This window comes from Euzebya rosea (genome assembly GCF_003073135.1).
In the GTDB taxonomy this organism is placed as follows: Bacteria; Actinomycetota; Nitriliruptoria; order Euzebyales; family Euzebyaceae; genus Euzebya; species Euzebya rosea.
The window spans coordinates 88,165-107,936 of sequence record NZ_PGDQ01000012.1 but is presented as its reverse complement, the minus strand read 5'-3'; the positions used below and the strand labels follow the sequence as shown (position 1 = coordinate 107,936).

General features: G+C 71.9%; 15 protein-coding genes. 7 read left to right on the top strand and 8 right to left on the bottom strand.

Annotated features, from left to right (window positions below):
• Positions 1-26: 26 nt before the first annotated feature.
• The 3 genes from CUC05_RS16445 to CUC05_RS16435 are packed head-to-tail and all read right to left on the bottom strand — an operon-like array spanning position 27 to position 2,543.
• Positions 27-1,091, bottom strand: coding sequence for a serine hydrolase domain-containing protein (locus CUC05_RS16445; RefSeq protein WP_157965664.1), 1,065 nt, complete (start codon positions 1,089-1,091; stop codon positions 27-29).
• On the bottom strand, positions 1,088-1,834 hold the full coding sequence (locus CUC05_RS16440; RefSeq protein ID WP_108667211.1) for an ABC transporter permease: 747 nt from the start codon (positions 1,832-1,834) through the stop codon (positions 1,088-1,090). Before CUC05_RS16440 ends, CUC05_RS16445 begins: the two co-directional genes overlap by 4 nt.
• Complete coding sequence (locus CUC05_RS16435) at positions 1,812-2,543, bottom strand: ABC transporter ATP-binding protein (RefSeq protein ID WP_108667210.1); 732 nt, start codon at positions 2,541-2,543, stop codon at positions 1,812-1,814. The genes CUC05_RS16440 and CUC05_RS16435 overlap by 23 nt, the downstream gene beginning before the upstream one ends.
• 221 nt (positions 2,544-2,764) lie before the next feature.
• Between CUC05_RS16435 and CUC05_RS16430 the strand changes: the two genes are divergently transcribed.
• The 3 genes from CUC05_RS16430 to CUC05_RS16420 are packed head-to-tail and all read left to right on the top strand — an operon-like array spanning position 2,765 to position 5,677.
• Positions 2,765-3,874 carry a sensor histidine kinase gene (locus tag CUC05_RS16430; protein WP_108667209.1) on the top strand — a complete coding sequence of 370 codons (1,110 nt, stop codon included), beginning with the start codon at positions 2,765-2,767 and terminating at the stop codon, positions 3,872-3,874.
• A complete protein-coding gene (locus CUC05_RS16425) occupies positions 3,871-4,572 on the top strand; it encodes a response regulator (protein WP_108667208.1) in 702 nt (233 codons plus the stop codon). The genes CUC05_RS16430 and CUC05_RS16425 overlap by 4 nt, the downstream gene beginning before the upstream one ends.
• A 28-nt stretch (positions 4,573-4,600) precedes the next feature.
• Entirely contained in the window at positions 4,601-5,677 is a 1,077-nt protein-coding gene (locus CUC05_RS16420) for an endonuclease/exonuclease/phosphatase family protein (RefSeq protein ID WP_108667299.1), read from the top strand.
• A 73-nt stretch (positions 5,678-5,750) separates the two neighbouring features.
• On the opposite strand, the gene CUC05_RS16415 is transcribed toward CUC05_RS16420, so the two are convergent.
• From CUC05_RS16415 to CUC05_RS16395, 5 genes are all read right to left on the bottom strand, one after another.
• Positions 5,751-6,605, bottom strand: coding sequence for a cell wall-binding repeat-containing protein (locus CUC05_RS16415; protein ID WP_157965663.1), 855 nt, complete (start codon positions 6,603-6,605; stop codon positions 5,751-5,753).
• Positions 6,606-6,950: 345 nt separating this feature from the next.
• Complete coding sequence (locus CUC05_RS16410) at positions 6,951-9,830, bottom strand: FAD-dependent oxidoreductase (RefSeq protein WP_108667206.1); 2,880 nt, start codon at positions 9,828-9,830, stop codon at positions 6,951-6,953.
• Between the two features lie 4 nt (positions 9,831-9,834).
• Positions 9,835-11,349: an aldehyde dehydrogenase family protein gene (locus CUC05_RS16405; protein ID WP_108667205.1), complete on the bottom strand. Its 1,515-nt coding sequence runs from the start codon at positions 11,347-11,349 to the stop codon at positions 9,835-9,837.
• A gap of 63 nt (positions 11,350-11,412) precedes the next feature.
• Positions 11,413-12,417 (bottom strand): proline racemase family protein, encoded by a 1,005-nt coding sequence (locus CUC05_RS16400; protein WP_108667204.1) that lies wholly within the window; start codon positions 12,415-12,417, stop codon positions 11,413-11,415.
• 12 nt (positions 12,418-12,429) lie between these two features.
• Positions 12,430-13,311 carry a dihydrodipicolinate synthase family protein gene (locus CUC05_RS16395; protein WP_108667298.1) on the bottom strand — a complete coding sequence of 294 codons (882 nt, stop codon included), beginning with the start codon at positions 13,309-13,311 and terminating at the stop codon, positions 12,430-12,432.
• Between the two features lie 104 nt (positions 13,312-13,415).
• On the opposite strand from CUC05_RS16395, the gene CUC05_RS16390 reads away from it, so the two are divergent.
• The 4 genes from CUC05_RS16390 (at position 13,416) to CUC05_RS16375 (ending at position 19,769) form a co-directional block, all read left to right on the top strand.
• Positions 13,416-14,594 carry a PucR family transcriptional regulator gene (locus CUC05_RS16390; protein ID WP_108667203.1) on the top strand — a complete coding sequence of 393 codons (1,179 nt, stop codon included), beginning with the start codon at positions 13,416-13,418 and terminating at the stop codon, positions 14,592-14,594.
• 215 nt (positions 14,595-14,809) lie between these two features.
• Positions 14,810-16,879 (top strand): hydantoinase/oxoprolinase family protein, encoded by a 2,070-nt coding sequence (locus tag CUC05_RS16385; protein ID WP_108667297.1) that lies wholly within the window; start codon positions 14,810-14,812, stop codon positions 16,877-16,879.
• Positions 16,876-18,588 carry a hydantoinase B/oxoprolinase family protein gene (locus CUC05_RS16380; protein WP_108667202.1) on the top strand — a complete coding sequence of 571 codons (1,713 nt, stop codon included), beginning with the start codon at positions 16,876-16,878 and terminating at the stop codon, positions 18,586-18,588. Before CUC05_RS16385 ends, CUC05_RS16380 begins: the two co-directional genes overlap by 4 nt.
• Positions 18,589-18,629: 41 nt before the next feature.
• A complete protein-coding gene (locus CUC05_RS16375) occupies positions 18,630-19,769 on the top strand; it encodes a sugar ABC transporter substrate-binding protein (RefSeq protein ID WP_108667201.1) in 1,140 nt (379 codons plus the stop codon).
• The last annotated feature ends 3 nt before the right edge of the window (positions 19,770-19,772 follow it).

Genomic DNA, 19,772 nt, shown 5'->3' with positions numbered 1-19,772 from the left:
GTCGGCTGCAGCCCTCCGGACCGGCCTCACCGCTCCCCGGGACCGACCTCCTCCGACTCGTCGACCAAGCGTCGCAGGACCAGCTCGGCCAGGTCCGTCGGGTCGGCCCGGCCCGACGCGTTGAGGAGCACCACGATCGACCGGTCGAGGCTGGGCACCCACCACATCACCGAGACGTAGCCGATGACCCCGCCGCCGTGGCCGACGACGTCGGTGACACCGTCGGGGGTGCTCCACTGCAGCCCGAGCCCGTACCGCTGTCCGAACGGGTCCTCCGCCAGCATCGCGGCCAACGACTCGTCCTCCAGCAGCTCGCCGGTCAGGAGCACCGTGGCGAACCGGGCCAGCTCCCCGGCCGTCGACACCATCTCCCCGGACGACCACGGCAGGGTCGGCAGGTACGGATCGGTGCTGACGTCGTCGTCGAGGCCGTCGTGGTCGATGTCGTACCACCCCGGAAGCGTCACCTCCAGGTCGGTCCCGATGTCGGTCGACAACCCTGCCGGGTCCAGCACGAGGTCGCGGACGGCCGCACCGTAGGGTTCGCCGGTCGCCGCCTCGACGACCTGGCCCAGCAGGACGTAGTTGGTGTTGGAGTACCGCCAGCCGGCACCGGGCGGGAAGTCGGGGGCCTGACGGTCGATGGAGGCGACCATCTCCTCGGGGGTCCACGGCCGGTCGAGCTGCTCGAAGAAGTCGCCGCTCGCGGTGTACTCGGGGACACCGCTCGTGTGGCCGAGCAGCTGCCGCAGGGTCACGTCGCCGAAGCGAGCGGGTTCGGCGACCCATCGCCCGAGCGGGTCGTCGAGGGACAGGACCTCCTCCTCCGCCAGACGCATCACGGTGGCGGCGACGAACGTCTTGGTGATGCTGCCGATGCGGAACCGGTCGTCGGGTTCGGCCGAGCCGGCGGTGACGACCCGTGGCTCCTCACCGGGCCGGCCGACGGCCACCACGACCGCGTCGACGCCGCTGGTCGCCTGCCACCGGTCGACGAGCTCGTCAAGGTCCCCGGGGCCGGCCTCGACCGGAACGCACGCCCCGGCGAGGAGGCCCAGCAGGACCAGCAGCGACAGGGCCCGGCGGGTCACAGGTCCCTCCGCCGGGTCATGGCCGTGCCGGCGGCGAGCAGCACGGCCACCCATGCGACGAGCACGACCAAGCCGAACCAGAACGGCGCGGCCGGGGCATGGGGCGTGCTGCCGGCGATGCTGCTGGCGACGCCCGGCAGGTACCGCTCGATCGCCGTGAACCGCGGGGCGATCAGGTTGGGCTCGAGCAGCAGCAGCCACACGATCGGCACCACGACCGCAGGCACCTGTGACCGTGCGATGGCGCCGATCCCGACGCCCATCGCTGCGAACAGCGGCAGGACGACCAGCGACACCGCGATGGAGGTCCACAGCGTCGGGGTCAGCATGGCGAGGTGGTCGACGCCCTCCCGCGCCAGCCACGGGATGGCGATGGCGTTGACGACGACGACCGCGACGACGGCCCACGCGAAGGCCAGGCCGGCGGCCACGACGACCTTGGAGACGAGGACCCGCCAGCGGATCGGTTCGGCGAGGAACGTGGCGGTGACGGTGCCGTGTCGGTACTCGGTCGTGACGGACATGACGCCGAGGACCAGCAGCGGGATCGAGGCCAGCACGGGCACACCGATGATCTGCCGGGCGTGTGCGAGCGTCCCGAGCGACGGGGCCCCACGGACGCCGGCGTTGTCGATGATCTGGGTCAGGGCGAGGACGGCGATGGCCAGCGACGCCGCGAGGACGACGGGGACCATGCGGGTGGTGCGCTGCTTGAGGAGCTCAGCGCGCAGGAGCGTTGACATGGCGGTCCTCTCCGTCCCGGCCCCGTGTGGTGAGGGTCAGGAACAGGGTTTCGAGGTCGGTGGTGTGGTCGGCGGGCTGGTGGGTGACGAGCCGGCCGTTGGCGATGATCAGGACGTCGTCGACGACGGTCTCGAGCTCCGACAGGACGTGGCTGGAGACCATCACCGTCCGTCCCTCGTCGGCCAGCGCGCGGAGCAGGCCGCGCAGCCAGCGGATGCCCTCGGGGTCCAGGCCGTTCATCGGCTCGTCCAGGACGAGTACGTCGGGGTCGCCCAGCAGCGCAGCGGCCAGGCCGAGCCGCTGGCGCATGCCGAGGGAGTACCCGCCGACCCGGCGGTGCGCGGCGTCGGAGAGGTCGACCTGCTCGAGGACGTCGGTGACCCGGCGACGGGACACCCCGGCCATGACGGCCAGGACGCGAAGGTGGTCCAGGCCGCTGCGCCCGGGATGGAACGCGCTGGTCTCCAGCATCGCCCCGACCCGGTGCATGGGGTCGGCGAGCTCGGCGTAGGGCTGGCCATCGAAGGTGGCACGGCCGCTGGTCGGGTGGGCCAGCCCCAGCATCATCTGCATCGTCGTGGACTTGCCGGCGCCGTTTGGGCCGAGGAAGCCGGTGACGGCGCCGGAGGTCAGGGTGAAGCCGAGGTCGTCGACGGCGACGACGGGGCCGTAGCGCTTGGTCAGGCCCTCGGCGGTGACGGTGGTCATCGTGGGTGCTCCGTTTCGTGGGTTCGGGTGTGGGGGCTTTTCGTGTGTCACGACTGTCGGTTCCCACGCGCGTTCCGGGCACCTGCCACTGGCCGAATCGACCCTCCAGCCGTGGGGGGAAACCTCGACGGGCGATCGAGCCCCGGCCTCCTCCGACGGGTGGAGCAGGGTTCGCCCACGAGGGGGAGGTGGGCGGTCGCGCGCGGTGGCACAGTGACGACATGGACCGCTCCGACAGGCTCGTCGCGGCCGGGGTCACCGGCATCGCGCTGGTCGGCCTGGTCGTCGGTCGGTGGGTGGCCGACCCGCCCATCCACGACCTTCCGCCCTGGGTCGTGGCGCTGGTCCTCCTGCAGGGCGGCGTGCTGCTGTGGCGACGGTCGCGCCCGGTGGAGGTCCTGATGGCCTCGTCCGCGGCCGTCCTGGCGCTGGCGCTGCTGCGCCACCCGATCGCCGGTGCGGCGCTGGGGCCGATGGCGGCCGCCTGGGCCGTCGGCGTCCACGCCGCCTCGCGTCGTGCGTGGCTGCTGGTGCCGCCGGTCGCGATCGCCCTGTCCGTCGTCGGGGCGGGCATCGGGTTCAGCACCGGGGAGAAGCGCGACCCGATCGCCCACGCGGTGACCACCGTCGCGCTGTACGTGGCGGTGTTCCTGGCGGGGCGCCTGCTCCGGACGCGACGGGAGGCGGCGGCGGAACGGACCCGTGCGGCGGTGGCGGAGGAGCGTGGGCGGATCGCCCGCGAGCTGCACGACGTGGTGGCCCACCACATGGGCGTGGTGTCCCTGCATGCCGGCGCCGGCCGCCGGCTGGTCGACCACGACCCCGAGGCGGCCAAGCAGGCGTTCGCCCAGATCGAACGGTCCACCCGCGAGGCGCTGGCCGCCATGCCGGCGCTGGTCGGCAGCCTCCGCGACGGCAACGACGTCGCGGCCCCCCAGCCCCGGCTGGACGACCTCGAACGGCTGGTCGCCGGTGTGGTCGACGCGGGCCAGCGGGTCACCCTCGTCGTCGAGGGCGACCGTCGGGAGCTGCCCGCAGCGGTGGAGCTGTCGGCCTACCGGATCGTGCAGGAAGCGGTGACCAACGCCGGGCGCCACGCCGGCCCCGCCCGGGTGGACGTGACCGTGCGGTTCACGCCCGACGCGTTGGAGCTGGCGATCAACGACGACGGACGTGGCGACACGCCTCCCGACGACGGCCGTGGCTACGGCATCACCGGGATGAAGGAGCGTGTCCGATCCCTCGGCGGCACGTGCGACATCGGGCCCCGCCCCGGCGGCGGCTTCTCGGTGCGAGCCACCCTGCCGATCACCACGGCAGGTGTCCGGTGAGCATCCGTGTGCTGCTGGTCGACGACCAGGACCTGGTCCGCTCCGGCCTGCGGCTGGTGCTGCAGACCGAGCCGGACATCGAGGTGGTCGGCGAGGCGCGGGACGGTGCCGAGGCGGTGCGGCTGGCCGTCGGCCTGCGCCCCGACGTGACCGTGATGGACGTCCGCATGCCGCTGGTGGACGGCGTCGAGGCCACCCGGAAGCTGGCCGGTCCCGACGTCGCCGACCCGCTGCCCGTCCTCGTGCTGACCACCTTCGACGACGACGAGCTGGTGTTCGAGGCGCTGCGGGCGGGCGCCCGTGGGTTCCTGCTGAAGCACGCCTCGCCCGAGCAGCTGGTCGAGGCCATCCGCGTCGTGGCGGCCGGCGAGGGGATCGTCGCGCCGGCGGTGACCCGTCGGCTGATCGAGGCGTTCGCCGCCGGTGGCCCGCCACCCTCGCCGCCCGCTGAGCTGGACCGGCTGAGCGAGCGGGAGCGGGTCGTGCTCGGCCTGCTCGCGCGGGGCCTGACCAACGCCGAGATGGCGGCGGAGCTGTTCGTGGAGACCTCGACGGTCAAGACCCACGTCGGCAACGTGCTGGCCAAGCTGGGGCTGCGCGACCGGATCCAGGCGGTCATCTACGCCTACGACATGGGGGTCGTCGCCCCCGGTCAGGGTGGCGGCGGTCTATCGTCGGGCGGGGCCGGGACCCGCTGACCCGGCTGCCGAGCCGAAGGAATCGTTCGTGCGCTGGATCATCCGGATCGCCGTGGGCCTGCTGGTCCTCGTCGTGCTGCTGGCCGCTACGGTGTGGCTGACCACCTTCCACCCCGACGACGTGCAGGACGAGGAGGTCGTGTGCGCCGACGACGCGCCGACCCTCCAGCCGGGGCAGGACGTGACGATCATGTCGTGGAACGTCCAGTACATGGCGGGCAAGGACTACGTCTTCTTCTACGACCTGCTGGACGAGTCCGGCCCGGACGAGCGGCCGTCGCCCGAGGCGATCACCGCCACGTTCGAGGAGGTGGCCCGGGTCATCGGTGAGGTCGACCCCGACGTGATCCTGCTGCAGGAGGTCGACGACGGTGCGGCGCGGACCGACGGTGAGGACCAGCTCGAGCGGCTGCTGGGCATGGTCTCGCCCGACTACGCCTGCCACACCTCGGCGTTCTACTGGAAGGCGGCATGGGTGCCGCACCCGCGGATCCTCGGGTCGGTCGGCATGAAGCTGTCGACGGTCTCGCGGTACCGCATCGACTCGGGGGTCCGGTATGCGCTGCCGATCATCCCGGCCGATCCGGTGACCGAGCAGTTCGGCCTCAAGCGGGCGATCCTCGAGGCGAGCCTGCCCGTGGAGGGGGGTGAGCCGTTGCTGGCCTACAACACCCACTTCGACGCCTTCGCCCAGGGCACCGACACGATGCAGCAGCAGGTCGCGCTGACGTCGGAGCGGCTGGCCTTCCTCACCGCGCAGGGGCGGCCGTGGGTGTTCGGCGGTGACCTGAACCTGCTGCCGCCGGGTCCGCAGTACGACGACCTCGGCGCCGGCGAGCAGGCCTACTACCTGCCCGACAGCGAGCTGGCCGTCCTGACCGACAGCTACACCGTCGTGCCGTCGCTGGAGGAGGCCAACGGCCCCGATCGCGCCCGCTGGTACACCCACTTCCCCAACGCCCCCGGCATAGGCGCGCCGGACCGCACGATCGACTTCGTGTTCCTCAGCCCGCTGCTGGGTCTGGGCGACCACGAGGTCCGGCAGGACGACACCCTCGACATCTCCGACCACCTGCCGGTGATCCTGGACGTCACCCTGCCGTGACCCGGCGGCGGCACGCCCGAACGAGCGTGCCGCCACCGCCCACCCCTGGGCCATCGCCCGGCGTTGATCGGCCTCACTCGCCCACAGCTGAGTGTTCGGTCACGGACTGCGCCCGGGCGAGGATGTCGTCGCCCACGGCTGCGGTGCCGCCCAAGGCTATGATCTCGCGGGGGTTCAGCCGGGCGATCTCGTCGAGCACGGCCGTCGGGATGTCACCGGTTGCCGGGACGTAGAGGAGGGGCACGCCGGAGAACCCGGTGGCGGCGGGCAGGGCATCGACCTGGGTGTTGGCGTTGACCAGGAGCAGACGGTCGTTGCCGTTCGGGAAGCGGTCCTGTGTGACCGCGACGGCCGTCTCGTAGCGGGACGGGCCCGAGATGCGGCGGGTCTCCGCCGTCACCGTGGTCTGCAGTCCCTCGTGGCTGACCGTCACCACGTGCCCCTCCATCGTGTCGACGGTACGGCCGCCGGGCGTCGTGTCGTCCCAGTTCTCGTGGGAGGTCCACGTGAGCTCGTGGGTGCCCTCCGGCAGGCAGAGGGTCGGGCCCGTCCAGCGCAGCGTCGTGCCGCTGTCCCCGCTGTCGACCTCGAAGGTCACGTCGTCACCGTAGGAGTAGTGGCAGGACCCGAAGTTGTAGGCGTTCCAGCCGTTGGAGAACATCCATCGGTTGCCTTCCCCGTTGTGGTGGGAGGCGCGAGCGCCGTCGAACCCGAACCCGGATGAGTAGCCGGCGGAGGCGAACGTCAGCTCGACGGTGGTCTCGGATCCACGTACGGCAACGCATGCCGACACGATGTCGAGTGCGGTGTCGGTGACGTCTCCTCCAGGATCGGTGGCACACATTTCCCCCGGCGCGGGGTCCTGGGCGAACGCGGCTATCGGCACAATCACCAGGACGGCGATCAAGGCGGCGACTGCTCTGTACATGACGGTTCTGGTCCTCTTCTGTCGGCGTGGCGGCTAACCATGTGTCAGCTCGACGACAGTGTGCAGCCCACCCCACGTCGGATCTGACGCCGGACCTGGGTGCGGCCCTCCAGTCACCCCCCTGACGGATCTTGACCCAACCGGTGGATGTGTCACGCGGGCCGGGTCGACATCCGTCAGCCCGGCCGTGGGTTCGTGGGTCGCGGCCAGTCTGGGTGGGGCGGATTCCGTCACGGGGTGGGTCAAGATCCGCCGGGGTGGAGGGGGGAGGGACGGACTGGCTTGCCGGGGGAGGGGGACAGCGGAGGTGGTGCTCGATCCGTCGACGGAGGCGTGGGCGCCGGGTCAGGCGTCGGAGACCAGGCGGGCCAGCTGGTCGACCAGGACGGGCTGGGCGACGGGGCGGGACTCCAGGTCGCCGGGGGAGGGGTGGCCGGCCGCGCGGACCATGCTGGAGACCAGCGGGCCGCAGACGCCGCCCTGGCAGCGGCCCATCCCGCAGCGGGTCAGCCCCTTGACGGCCCGGGCGGTGGTGGCGCCGTCGGCGATCGCCCGGCGGACACGGCCGGCGGGCACCTCCTCGCAGCGGCACACCTGCACCTCGTCGGGCAGCCCCACGGCCCAGTCGTCGTCCCACGGGTACAGCCGGGCCAGCGCATCACGGAACCCGTCCCACCGGCGAACCGTCCGTCGCAGCCCGGACGGCACCGCCGGGCCGATGGTCGACGCGAGGATGGCCGCGCCGGCAAGGCGTCCCTCGGCGACGGCCTTGTCGGCCCCACCGACGCCGGTCAGCTCACCGGCCGCCCACACCCCGGGCACCGACGTTGACTGGTCGTCATCGACCACGACGGCCGGCCCCGCCGTCCCCGGGCGGGTCACGAGGTCACACCCGAGCTGCACCGCCAGGGTCACGTCGGGCAGCAGCCCGTCGGACACGGCCAGCGCGTCGACGTCCATCCGTGCGGTCCGGCCCGACGGCGCACGCATCACGACCTGCCCGATCGCACCGCTGTCGGCCGACGCCACCGACGCCGCCTCGACGGCCTCCACGACCCGCCAGCCGAACCGCGGGGGCCGGCCGCCGGTCAGCCGGGCGAGGTCCGCCAGCTTCCCCGGGTGGCCGAGCCCCACCGGCAGTCCGCCGACGGCCAAGCGGCGCAGCGGCTGGGACTCCAGCGTCAGCAGGGGTGCCGTGCCGGCGGACCGCAGGGCCGAGGCGACGGCCAGCAGCAACGGGCCGGTGCCCGCCAGCACGATCCGGTCCCAGGGGCTGCGGCCCTCCTGCTTGACCATCGCCTGCGCGGCACCGGCCGTCACCACCCCGGGCAGGGTCCAGCCGGGGAACGGCCGCACGACCTCCCTCGCCCCGGTGGCCAGCACCACGTGGTCGGCCAGGACAAGCTGCAGCTCGTCGTCCACGGCCACCATGACCTGGAACCGGCGGGTCGCCGACCCGGCGACCTGCTGCACCGCGACGACCTGCGCAGCCGTGAGGTGCTGCACACCACGGGTGCCGTCGCCGATCAGCTCGGCCCACGGCCCGGACGGGGCCGCGACGCCGGCACGCTGCCGGCCGATCTGCCCGCCTGCGGCCCGGTACCGGTCCACGATCCCGACCGACAGGCCGTTGCCGCGCACGGTCGCCGCAGCCGCCAGCCCACCCGGCCCCGCCCCCAGCACGACCACGTCGACGTCCATCACGACCGCCCCCGCCGGCTCGGGTCCCTCACCTTCCGCGAGCGCGTGGCCCTCCTCCACCGCTCGTCCAGCAGCGGGTTCCAGGCACGCCCGGACGCTGACGCCGTCGTTGCGGGTCATCACGCAGTCGTGGCAGTGGCCGATGCCGCAGAACACGCCGCGGGGATCGTCGCCGAACCGGGTGCGACGCAGGACCTGCTGGCCGTTCGCCAGCATCGTCGCGGCCACCGTGCTGCCGCCGGGTTCGTCGGGGTCCGTACCGAGAAGGGACGGCGCCGCCGAGCACGACGACAACGACAGCACGAACGGGGTCGGGCCGGGCAGCGAATCGGCCTCCCGGGCATCCGTGTCGGTCAGGCGGCGAGGGTCGGGTTCCGTCAGGCGGCGAGGGTCGGGTTCCGTCAGGCGGCGAGGGTCGAACGCCTCGTCGGTGCGGCCGTCCAGGACGACGTCGGCCAGCAGCTCCGCCGAGCCCATGGCCAGGCCGATCCCGGCGCCCTCGTGGCCCGAGCAGTGGAACAGCCCCGCGACCCGGGCGTCCGGGCCGATCAACGGCAGGTGGTCGGGGGTGGCCGGCCGGAAGCCCTGGTAGGTCCGGATGATCCGCGCGCGACCCAACGACGGGAACAGCGCGGCGGCGTTGCGGCTGAGCTCGCCGACCAGGTCCCAACGCTGCTGGGTGTCCCAGCCGACCGCCTCCCGGGTCGAGCCGATCAGCACCGTCCCCGAGGGGGTCGACTCGATCACCGGGGCGACCTGCGCGGCCCCGTCGTCGCTGGCGACCGCCTCGACGTAGCGCCCGTCGTAGACCTTGTGCCGCACCGTCCCGGCGGGCAGCGGCTCGGTGACCAGCAGCAGGCCCCGCCGGGGGAACACGGGGGCGACCCCGCCCAGCCGGGTCGCCAGCTCGCCCGACCACGGCCCGGCTGCCAGCACCACGGCGTCGGCGTCGATGCGGGTCCCGTCGGCCAGCTCGACCGCCGGTCCGGCCGTCAGCCGTGACAGGCCGACCACCGACGTGCCGACCCGCTCGACCACCCCGAGGTCCAGCGCCGCACGACGCAGCGCCCGGACCGCATGGATCGGCATGACCTGGGCGTCCTGCGGAAAGCTGATCCCACCCACGAGCGACGGGGCCGTCAGCGGCTCCATGGCCCGCAGCGCGTCCCGGTCCAGCACCGCCGACTCGATGCCCAACGCCTTCTGCCGGTCGGCCTGCGCGGCCAGGAGGTCCAGCTGGGCCGGGCTGCTGGCGGTGATGATGCCGCCCTTCGGCTCGAACTCGAACGGCTCGGGCGACGCTTCGGCGAACGCCCTCCACAGCTCGATCGAGCGCAGCGCCAACCGGGCCTCGGCGGGGATCTCCTTGTCGCTGACGAGGATGTTGCCCTCGCCGCGGCTGGACGTCCCCGCCCCGGCGACATGCCGTTCGACGACGGTCACCCGGGCGCCGCGCAGGGCCAGCTCGCGGGCCGCCGCGAGGCCGACGATGCCGGCCCCGATGACCACGACGTGGGTGGTCATCGGGCTACTGCGCCCATTCGGGGAGCGCCTCGTCGGCGAAGGACTGGAACGTCACCGGCCGGCGGAACCGGTCGATCGCCGCCAGCCCGACGCTGGTGTGCAGCGGGGCCGTCGTCGCCGGGTACGGGCCGCCGTGGTGCTGGCCGGGGCTCACGCGGACACCGGTGGGGTACCCGTTGGCGATGACCCGGCCGACCTTGCGGGCCAGCCGGTCGGCCATGCTGCGCGCCCAGGACGACTCCTCCGGGGTGAAGTGCAGCGAGGCGGTCAGGGCCGGCTCGAGGGCGTCGACGATCTCGTCCAGCTCGTCGTCGCCGGCGAGGACGACCAGCGTCGCCGGACCGAAGACCTCGTCGTGCAGCACCGGCTCGTCGACGAACGTGGTGGCGTCGGTGGACAGCAGCGCCGCGGGGCAGCCGCCGTCGGTGTCGGGGGCGCGGACGACCTCGACCCCGTCGACCGCCGCGGCACGGTCCAGCCCCTCGGTGAAGCCGCCGACGATCCCGCCGTGCAGCAGCGGGTGGCCGGGCGCGCGGTCGGCCAGCGCCGTCCGCAGCCCGGCGAGGACCGACCGGCCGTTGTCGTCGTCGGGCAGGACGACCAGCCCGGGCTTGGTGCAGAACTGCCCCTCACCCAGCAGGTAGCTGCCGGTGATCCCCTCGACCATGCCCTGCACGTCGGCGGCCGCCCCGGCGGAGACGACCAGCGGGTTCAGCGATCCCATCTCGGCGTAGACGGGGATCGGCCGGGGACGGGTGGCGGCCAGGTCGAACAGGGCACGGCCACCACGCAGGCTGCCGGTGAACGCGACGGCGTCGACACCGGGGTGGGTGACCAGCGCCTGACCGACCTCGTACCCCTCCTCGTGCAGCACCGAGATCATCCCGTCGGCCAGGCCCGCGGACCGCAGGCCCTCGGCCAGCAGCCGGCCGCACAGCTCGGCGGTGGCGGGCTGGGCCGGGTGGGCCTTGGCGACGACCGGGCAGCCGGCGCCGAGCGCTGCAGCGGTGTCGGTCCCGGCGACCCCGAAGGCCAGCGGGAAGTTGGAGGCGGCGAACACCGCGACGACGCCGAGCGGCACGGTCGTGCGGTGCAGCGCCGGGGCCGCCGGACCGTCCCCGGCGGGGTCGACCACCACGTCGCGACGGCTGCCCGTGCGAGCTTCGGTCGCCATCATGCGCAGCTGCCCGACGGTGCGGCCCAGCTCGCCGCGCAGGCGGGTCTCGCCCAGCGCGGTCTCGGCGTCGGCGGTGGCGACGACCTCGTCGGCTGCGGCCTCGAACGCGTCGGCGGCAGCCTCGAGTCCCTCGGCGATTGCCGCCATGTCGATCGGGTCCGACAGCGCCTCGACGGCCGCGGTGACGGCGTCGTCCAGCTGCTCGAAGCCGACCGTGGTGTAGGCGGGCTGCAGCGCCTCACCCGTGCGGGGGTCGGTGGCGGTGAACGGCTCGCCGTCGCCGGCGACGGGCTGGCCGGCGATCACCGACCGGCCGGTGGGCTGGATGGGGGTGGTGGACATGACAGGTCTCCTGAGGGGAGGGGACTCGCGGGAGGATGGGCCGAGGGAGGGGCGGGCTGGCGGTCAGCCGAGCAGGAAGCCCTCCGACCACGGGTCGGTGGGGTCCAGCATCAGCTGGTTCAGGCCGGTGACCCACGCCCGCCCGGTGATCGATGGGACGACCGCCGGCAGGTCCCCGACCGTAGTGGTCTCCAGCAGCCGTCCCGTGAACCGCGAGTCGATGATGGAGGTGTGCTCGAACGGGGTGTCCAGCGCCAGGTCGCCGCGGGCGTGCATCGACGCCATCCGCGCCGAGGTGCCGGTGCCGCAGGGCGAACGGTCGAGGTACCCCGGGTCGATGACGACGGCACCCCGCCCGTCGACCTCGTCGTCGCCGGGGGCGGTGACCAGGACGTGGTGGGTGCCGGCGATGTCGGGCCGCTCGGGATGCACGATGTCGAGCTGGTCGTTGGCGGCCGCCATCACCCGCATGCCGGCATCCAGCACCGTGGCGGCGTGCTCGGGCCGCAGCGTCACGTCGAGGTCGTCGGCGGACACGAGCACGTAGAAGTTGCCGCCGTAGGCCACGTCGACGGTCAGCTCGCCGATCCCCTCCACCTTCACCACCGCGTCACGCAGCAGCAGGAAGGACGGGACGTTGCGAAGGGTGACCGCCGTGCAGGCGCCGTCGGTGACGGTGGCCTCGGCGACGACCAGCCCGGCGGGGGTGTCCAGCCGCACGGTCGTGGTCGGTTCGGTCACCTCGACCAGGCCGGTCTCCACCGCGGCGGTGACGGCACCGATCGTGCCGTGGCCGCACATCGGCAGGCAGCCGGTGACCTCGATGTAGACCACGCCGAGGTCGGCGTCGGGCCGGGTCGGCGGGCAGAGGATCGCGCCGGACATGGCCTGGTGGCCGCGCGGCTCGAACATCAGCAGCTTGCGCCAGCCGTCCAGCGTCGTGGCGACGTGGTGGCTGCGCTCGGCCATGGTGTCGCCGGGCAGGACACCGAACCCGGAGGTGACCACGCGGGTGGGCATGCCCTCGGTGTGGGTGTCGACGGCGGTGAAGACCTTCTTCGCGCGCATGGTGAGGGGGTCCTAGCCGGCGGCGAGGGCACGACGGGCGTCGGCGCGCACCTGCTGCTCGACGTCGGCCGGCAGGGGCAGGCGGGGCAGGCGCGACGGGCCGCCGTACCGACCTGCCTCCTCCTGGCCCAGCTTGATGGCCTGCACGAAACGGGGTTCGGCGTCCCAGCGGAGGATCGGCAGCATCTCGTCGTAGAGGGCCAGCGCGTCGGCGACCTTGCCGGACTCGGCCAGCTCCAGCAGGCGGACGGACTGCTCGGGGAAGGCGTTGACGAAGCCGCTGATCCAGCCGCGGGTGCCGACGAGCGCGGACTCGACCAGCACGTCGTCGCAGCCGCAGATGACCTGCAGGTCGGGGACGAGGTCGGCCAGGTGGCGCACCCGGCGGACGTCCATGGAGAACTCCTTGAGCCCGACGACGGCGGGCACCGCCTCGACGATCTTCGCCATCAGCGTGGCGACGAGGTCCACGCGGGTCGACCACGGGTTGTTGTAGGCGATGATCGGCACGCCGACCTCGGCCACGTGGGCGTAGTGGGCGACGACCTCCTCGTCGGTGGGGGCGTGGGAGGTCGGGGGCAGCAGCATGACGGCGGGGCAGCCGTGGGCGGCGGCCTGCTCGGTCCACCGGCGGGCCTCCCCGGCGGACTTACCGGCCGCGCCGGGGATGACCCGGTCGGCACCGACGGCGGCGACGGCCGTGTCGACGACCGCGGCCCGCTCCTCGTCGGTGAGGGCTTCGTACTCGCCGAGCGAGCCGTTGACGACGACGCCCTCGCATCCGGACTCCACCAGCCACGCGCAGTGCTCGGCGAAGCGGTCGAGGTCCAGGGTCAGGTCGTCGCGGAAGGGAAGGGTGGTGGCGGGCCAGACCCCGCGGAGCACGTCAGTCATGGTGGGACCGTAGGACACCAACGGGGACCGGCGTACCGACATTCGTCGAATGATTGGCGGTTGGTGACCGACGAAGGTCTGGTCGCATGTGGCAGGGTGGATCCATGGACACCACAGTGGTGCAGGAGATCGTCAACGCCCTCAGCAGGGATGTCGGTCGCCCGGTGGTGCTCGAGGACAGCGACCAGCAGCCGATCGTCCACAGCCCGCACTACGGGCAGACCGACCGCATGCGGCGCGACACGATCATGCACCAGTCCACCAGCGCGCAGACAGTGGAGTACTTCCGGCGGTACGACCTGGCGTCGCGCACCGATCCGTTCGTGGTCCCCGGCAACGATCGTGGGGTCCTGCCGCGGCTGTGTGTGCCGCTGCGGTACGACGAGAAGTTGCTGGGCTTCGTGTGGGTGCTGCTGCCCGAGGGCGAGATCGACGACGGGCAGCGGGCAGCGGTCGAGCGGGCCAGCGAGTCGTTGGCGGAGACGCTCTGGCTGGACCGCCTGTCGCGGCTGCGCGAGGGCCGCATCATCGAGGACCTGCTCAACGACGATCACGACCGTCGCCTGCGTGGACTGGTGGCCGTCGAGGCCAAGCACGCCTTCGACGCCCCTGCCAGGTCCCAGGTCCTGGTCGCGGCCGGACCCGGCTGGGCTGTCCGCGCCGCCAGGCGTGCCTTCCTCATGCAGCGATGGGTGGCCGACCCGGCGTCCCAGCTGCGGTTGGTCGACGTCGACGAGGGCGTGGCCGTCGTGGCCACCCGACCGGCGACGGGCGGGTCAGCCGGTGGACTCGACCTCGAGGCGCTCGAACGCTCGATGGGCCAGGTGAATCTCGTCACCGACGACATGCCGGTCGTGCTCGGCGTCGGGCCGGCGGTGGCGTCGCCCAGCGCCCTGCCGCGATCGCACCGACGGGCCCGCCAAGCGGCCACCGTCGCCCTGCGCGTGGGGTCCAGCGCCCGTCGGGTGTCCAGCTGGGAGGGGCTGGGCGTGTACCGCTTGCTGATCCAGCTGCCCCGTGAGGCCCTGGCCGACGGCGTCGACCCACGGCTCGTCGGCCTGGTGCAGGATGCGCCGGAGGTCGCCACGACGCTGGAGGTGTACCTCGACGGTGGCGGTGCGGTCGCCGCCGCGGCCACCGCGCTGCACATCCACCGGACGACGCTGTACTACCGGTTGGAAAAGGTCTCGGAGGTCGGGTTCGACCTGCGCGAGGGCGAGGACCGGATGACCATCCAGGTCGGCTTCGCCGCGCTGCGGCTGCTCGGACGCTGGCCCGCCTGAGCGGCCCCTCGACCCGCTCGCGCACGTGTGCCCGTGTCCGGCGGTGCGGTCGCGATGCCACGCAGGTGGCCCTCCGACGATCGTCGGAATACGAACAACTGATGTTCGACCGATGTCGCTGGAGTGGCGTTCCGGCTGCCGATTAGCGTCGGTCATCCACCCCCGAATGACCCGCGGCCCCACCGGTCCGGCGCACCTGTGAGGAAGGGATGTCCATGGCAGACACGACACGGCTGGCGATCGACGTGGGGGGCACGTTCACCGACGTCGTTCGCTTGACACCCGATACCGGCGAGCTTCGGTTCGAGAAGGTCCCGACGACTCCCGAGGAGCCGACGAGGGGGGTCATGAACGCGTTCGACCGGGCTGACGCAGACCCGCGCGACGTGGTCATGTTCAACCACGGCACCACCCTGGGCCTCAACGCCCTGCTCACCCGAACCGGGGCCAGGATCGCGGTCGTCGGCACCCGGGGGTTCCGGGACGTCTACCTGCTGGGGCGGACCGACCGGCGGACCAACTACGACATCACCTACCGCAAGCCCAAGGGGCTCCTCGAGCGCTACGACACCTTCGAGGTGGCCGAACGAAGCCGCTTCGACGGCACGGTCCACCTACCACTGGACACCGATGACGCAGCTCGTGTTGCGCGCAGCCTCGCCGAGCGCGGATACGACGCCGTCGCGGTCGCGTTCCTCCATGCCTACGCCAATCCGGCCCACGAGCTGGAGATGAAGCGGATCATCAACGAGATCGCGCCGGACGTCGAGGTGACGCTGTCCCACGAGCTCTCGCGGGAGTACCGGGAGTACGAGCGCACCAGCACCGCCGTGCTGGACGCCTACATCAAGCCGATCGTCCGTCGGTACCTCCAGCAGCTCGAGCAGGAGCTTGCCGACGAGGACTTCGACGGCCGCTTCTTGGTCACCCGCTCGGGTGGCGGTGCGATGACCGCCTCGTCCGCCCGCGAGCAGCCGGTCAACCTGATCCTGTCCGGACCCGCCGGTGGCGTGATCGGTGCAGCCGCGTTCGCCCACCGCCTCGGTCAACCGAACCTGATCACCATCGACATGGGGGGCACCTCCCTCGACGCGTCGCTGGTCGTGGATGGCGAACCGGTCCGCTACCAAGGGGCCGAGTTCGAGGAAATGCCCATCAACACCCCGTCGCTGTACATCCACACCATCGGTGCCGGAGGCGGCTCGATCGGGTGGCTGGACGACGCGGGTGCGCTCCAGGTCGGGCCGCAGAGCGCCGGTGCCATGCCGGGACCGGCCTCCTACGGCCGCGGAGGCACCGCGCCAACCTTCACCGACGCGGCCCTGGAGCTCGGCTACCTCGGTGGGGACACCCCACTGGGCGGCACCCTCCAGCTCGACGGCGACCTCGCAGCGGACGCGCTGGCCCCCATCGCTGCGGCGCTCGACCTGTCCGTACCCGCCCTCGCTCGTGGCATGGTCCAGATCTCGGTCACCAAGATCATGGGGGCCGTCAGGGCCATCACCGTCGAGCTGGGACGGGATCCCAAGGACTTCGCCCTCCTTGCCTTCGGTGGCGGCGGCGGGCTCGTCGCCGTCGACGTGGCCCGGGAGCTGCAGATCCCGACCGTCGTCGTCCCGCCCGGTCAGGGGGCCTTCTCGGCCCTCGGCATGCTCATGGCCGACGTCCAGCACGACTTCGCGCGGACCTCGGTCACCCCACTGGAGGGCGTCGAGCTGCAGGTCCTCGAGCAGGCCTTCGACGACATGGAGACCGACGCGGTCGCCGTCCTCGGTGAGGAAGGCTTCGGTCCGGACCACCGCGACCTGATCCGCACCGTGGACGTCCGCTACGCCGGTCAGGAGCACAGCGTCACGGTCGGCTATCCCGCTACGGGGCTGGATCCGGTCGCGGTGATCGAGGAGGAGTTCGCCGAGCTGCACGAGCGCCAGTACGGCCACACCATGCAGGACCCCGTCGAGCTGACGACCCTGCGGGTCAGGGCTGTCGGCATCGTGGACAAGCCCGAGCTCCCGAAGATGGCCAGCCGTGCCGACGACGGACCTGCGTCGCTGGGCACGAGAGCGGTGTACGTCGACGCCGACAACCCGGCTGTTCCCTACGCCCTGTACGCCCGTGAGTCCCTGCTGGCGGGCGACACCGTCGAGGGACCTGCCGTCGTGACCGAACACACGGCCACGACCGTCCTGCACATCGGCGACAGCCTGCGGGTGGGGGACTACGGCGAGCTGGTCATCGCTGTGTCCTCCACCCCCCTCCACAGCACCGAGGAGACCACGTCATGACCGACGCCATCACGACCGAGATCATCCGCCACGGCCTGTTGGCCAACGCCCAGGAGATGGCGCGGAACCTGTGCCGCACCGCCTACAACACCGTGGTCTACGAGATCCACGACTACGGCATCGGGATCCACGACGCCAACGGCGATGTCGTTGCCGACGCCCCGGGCATCGCCGTCTTCACGCGAGGCAACGACCACGGGATCAAGAACGCCGTGGAGTTCCTGGGCCGCGAGAACCTCCACCCCGGCGACGTGGTGATGCTCAACTACCCGTACTGGTCCTCGGCGCACACGCTGGACCCCCTGGTGTTCGCGCCCATCCACCACGAGGGCGAACTGATCGGCTTCGCCTCGTGCCGGGTCCACGTGCTGGACCTGAAGCAGAAGGACGCCGGCTACGTCCTGGACTCCACGGACATGTACCAGGAAGGCATCTTCTTCCCGGCGACGAAGCTGTACCACCGCGGGGTCCAGAACGACGATGTGTTCAATCTCATCCGCTTCAACAGCCGGATGCCGGAACGGACGATCGGGGACATCCAGGCACAGGTCTCGGCATGTGTCACCGGCGTCCGACGGACGCAGGACCTCGCCGCCAAGTACGGCCGCGAGACCCTCGCCGACGCCATGGAGGCCATCAACGACCACGGGGAGCGCCTTGCCCGCCTGGCGCTGGCCAAGCTGCCCAAGGGGACGTGGAGGGCCCACGACTTCGTCGATACCGACGGCGTCGTCCTCGACCGCATGGTCAAGCTCGATGTCGAGGTCACCATCACCGACGACGAGATGATCATCGACTGGACCAACAGCGACACCGACGTCAAGGGCCCCATCAACATGCCGCTGGGTGGCACCGAAGCGTTCTGCAGCCTGATCTTCAAGTCGCTGACGACCCCCGACACGTCCGTCGTGGCCGGCAATTTCCGCCCGATGCGGATCATCACGACCCCCGGGTCCGTCGTCCACGCCGTCCCGCCGATGCCGACGTTCACCCTGTGGACCGGACTGCTCGGCGGCGAGGTCATCCTCAAGGCCCTCGCCCAGGGCATGCCCGACCTGGTGCCAGCCTGCTCCGGCGGCGACGTGTGCTCGATGATGGGCCTGGGGGTGAACCCACGCAACGGCGAGGCCTGGCTGGAGGCGACCAACGAGGCTGTCGGTTTCGGTGGGCATGCCGGCGGCGATGGCGAGGACGGGATCATGCACCTCACCGAACCGGGGTGCCGGAACAATCCGGTGGAGGTCCTGGAGACCAAGTCCCCGATGTTCATCGAGTCATACGGCTACCGCCCCGACACCGGTGGCGCCGGCCAGCACCGCGGCGGCGTGGGGGTCGGGCGGGCCTACCGCTTCACGGCCCCCTCAACCGGAATCGCCATCGTCTACAAGACCCGGACCAAGCCGTGGGCCATCGGCGAGGGACTCGAGGGCGACAACAACCACATAGTCCTCAACCCCGGCACCGACCGGGAGGTCGTGAAGGGCGGCAGCTACAACGCCCTCGACCCCGGGGACGTGCTGGTCAACAACACCGGCGGCGGGGGCGGCTGGGGCAACCCGAAGGACCGTGACCCGGCGGCAGTCGCCACCGACGTGCGAAATGGCTTCGTCTCCGCCGACGCTGCCCGCCGTGACTACGCGGTGGCCGTCGACCCCGACACCTTCGTCGTCGATGACGACGAGACCCGGCGACTGCGGTCCCACGCGTGACCCGGCATCCATCCATCCAGACCCCGACAGAAGGAACCCCGATGCGTCAGCCCACCCACCGTCCACGTCTCCTGCTGGCCGCCCTGATGCTGCTGGCCGTCGTCGCCGCCGCCTGCACGACGGACCCGGTCGAGGACACGGCCACAACGACCGACGACACCGCCACGTCGACCGACACGGCACCCGATGACACGGCAATCGACGACGCCGATGCCGGTGCGGACAGCACCGAGGAGGACGCTGCCGCCGGTGAGGGCGAGGACCTCGCCATCGCCTTCTTCGCCTCCTCCAGCCAGAACGGCTACAACCAGGCCACCTACGAGGGCATCCAGCAGGCCGCCGAGGAAGCCGGCGGCGTAACCACGGAGATCTTCGACGGCGAGTTCAGCGCCGACGTCCAGTTCAACCAGATCGAGGACGTCGTCGCCTCCGGCCGCTTCGACGGCTTCGTCGTGGTCCCCAACGACACCGTCGGCATCGCCTCCGCCATCGAGGACGCGACCAGCAGCGGCCTGGCCGTCGCCACCGCGTTGTTCCCGATCGGCCCCGACCTCGGCACGATCGAACCGCAGGTGGACGGCATCATCACCGCCGCCGCGCCGGTGGAACCCCAGTCCGAGGAGCTGGCTCAGGGTGTCGTTGACCACTGTGCTGACATCGATCCGTGCCGCGTCGTCATCCTCATCGGACAGCTGCAGTTCCCCTTCGACAACGTCCGCTACGAAGCGATGACCGGCGTGCTCGCCGAGCACGACAACATCGAGGTCGTCGCCACCGGTGAGGGCAACTACGACCGCGATCAGTCCCTGACCGTCATGCAGGACCTGATCCAGGCCAACCCGGAGTTCGAGGTCCTGCTGTCCAACGCCGACCAGCACGTCGCGGGAGCGATGATCGCCCTGGAGGAGGCCGGCTTCGACATCCCCAGCCTGTACATCGCCGGCGGTGGCGCCACGCAGACCGCCATCGAGGGCATCCGTTCGGGCCAGTGGGACGCCACCGCGACCAGCTTCCCCCGCAGCGAGGGCCTGCTGGCCGCCGAGAACCTCATCGCGTCGCTTCGCGGTGAGGACTTCGAGCAGGTCATCAACATGAACACCGCTGGGTCCATCCCCGCAGCGGTCATCACTGCCGAGACCCTCGAGGAGTACCCGGACTTCGAGGCCGAGTGGGACGGCTGATCG

Coding starts and splice junctions, on each gene's coding strand:
- CUC05_RS16415 (WP_157965663.1), bottom strand. CDS start 6,605: ATGTACAGAGCAGTCGCCGCCTTGATCGCCGTCCTGGTGATTGTGCCG.
- CUC05_RS16435 (WP_108667210.1), bottom strand. CDS start 2,543: ATGACCACCGTCACCGCCGAGGGCCTGACCAAGCGCTACGGCCCCGTC.
- CUC05_RS16385 (WP_108667297.1), top strand. CDS start 14,810: ATGGCAGACACGACACGGCTGGCGATCGACGTGGGGGGCACGTTCACC.
- CUC05_RS16395 (WP_108667298.1), bottom strand. CDS start 13,311: ATGACTGACGTGCTCCGCGGGGTCTGGCCCGCCACCACCCTTCCCTTC.
- CUC05_RS16375 (WP_108667201.1), top strand. CDS start 18,630: ATGCGTCAGCCCACCCACCGTCCACGTCTCCTGCTGGCCGCCCTGATG.
- CUC05_RS16380 (WP_108667202.1), top strand. CDS start 16,876: ATGACCGACGCCATCACGACCGAGATCATCCGCCACGGCCTGTTGGCC.
- CUC05_RS16405 (WP_108667205.1), bottom strand. CDS start 11,349: ATGTCCACCACCCCCATCCAGCCCACCGGCCGGTCGGTGATCGCCGGC.
- CUC05_RS16440 (WP_108667211.1), bottom strand. CDS start 1,834: ATGTCAACGCTCCTGCGCGCTGAGCTCCTCAAGCAGCGCACCACCCGC.
- CUC05_RS16400 (WP_108667204.1), bottom strand. CDS start 12,417: ATGCGCGCGAAGAAGGTCTTCACCGCCGTCGACACCCACACCGAGGGC.
- CUC05_RS16410 (WP_108667206.1), bottom strand. CDS start 9,830: ATGACCACCCACGTCGTGGTCATCGGGGCCGGCATCGTCGGCCTCGCG.
- CUC05_RS16430 (WP_108667209.1), top strand. CDS start 2,765: ATGGACCGCTCCGACAGGCTCGTCGCGGCCGGGGTCACCGGCATCGCG.
- CUC05_RS16390 (WP_108667203.1), top strand. CDS start 13,416: ATGGACACCACAGTGGTGCAGGAGATCGTCAACGCCCTCAGCAGGGAT.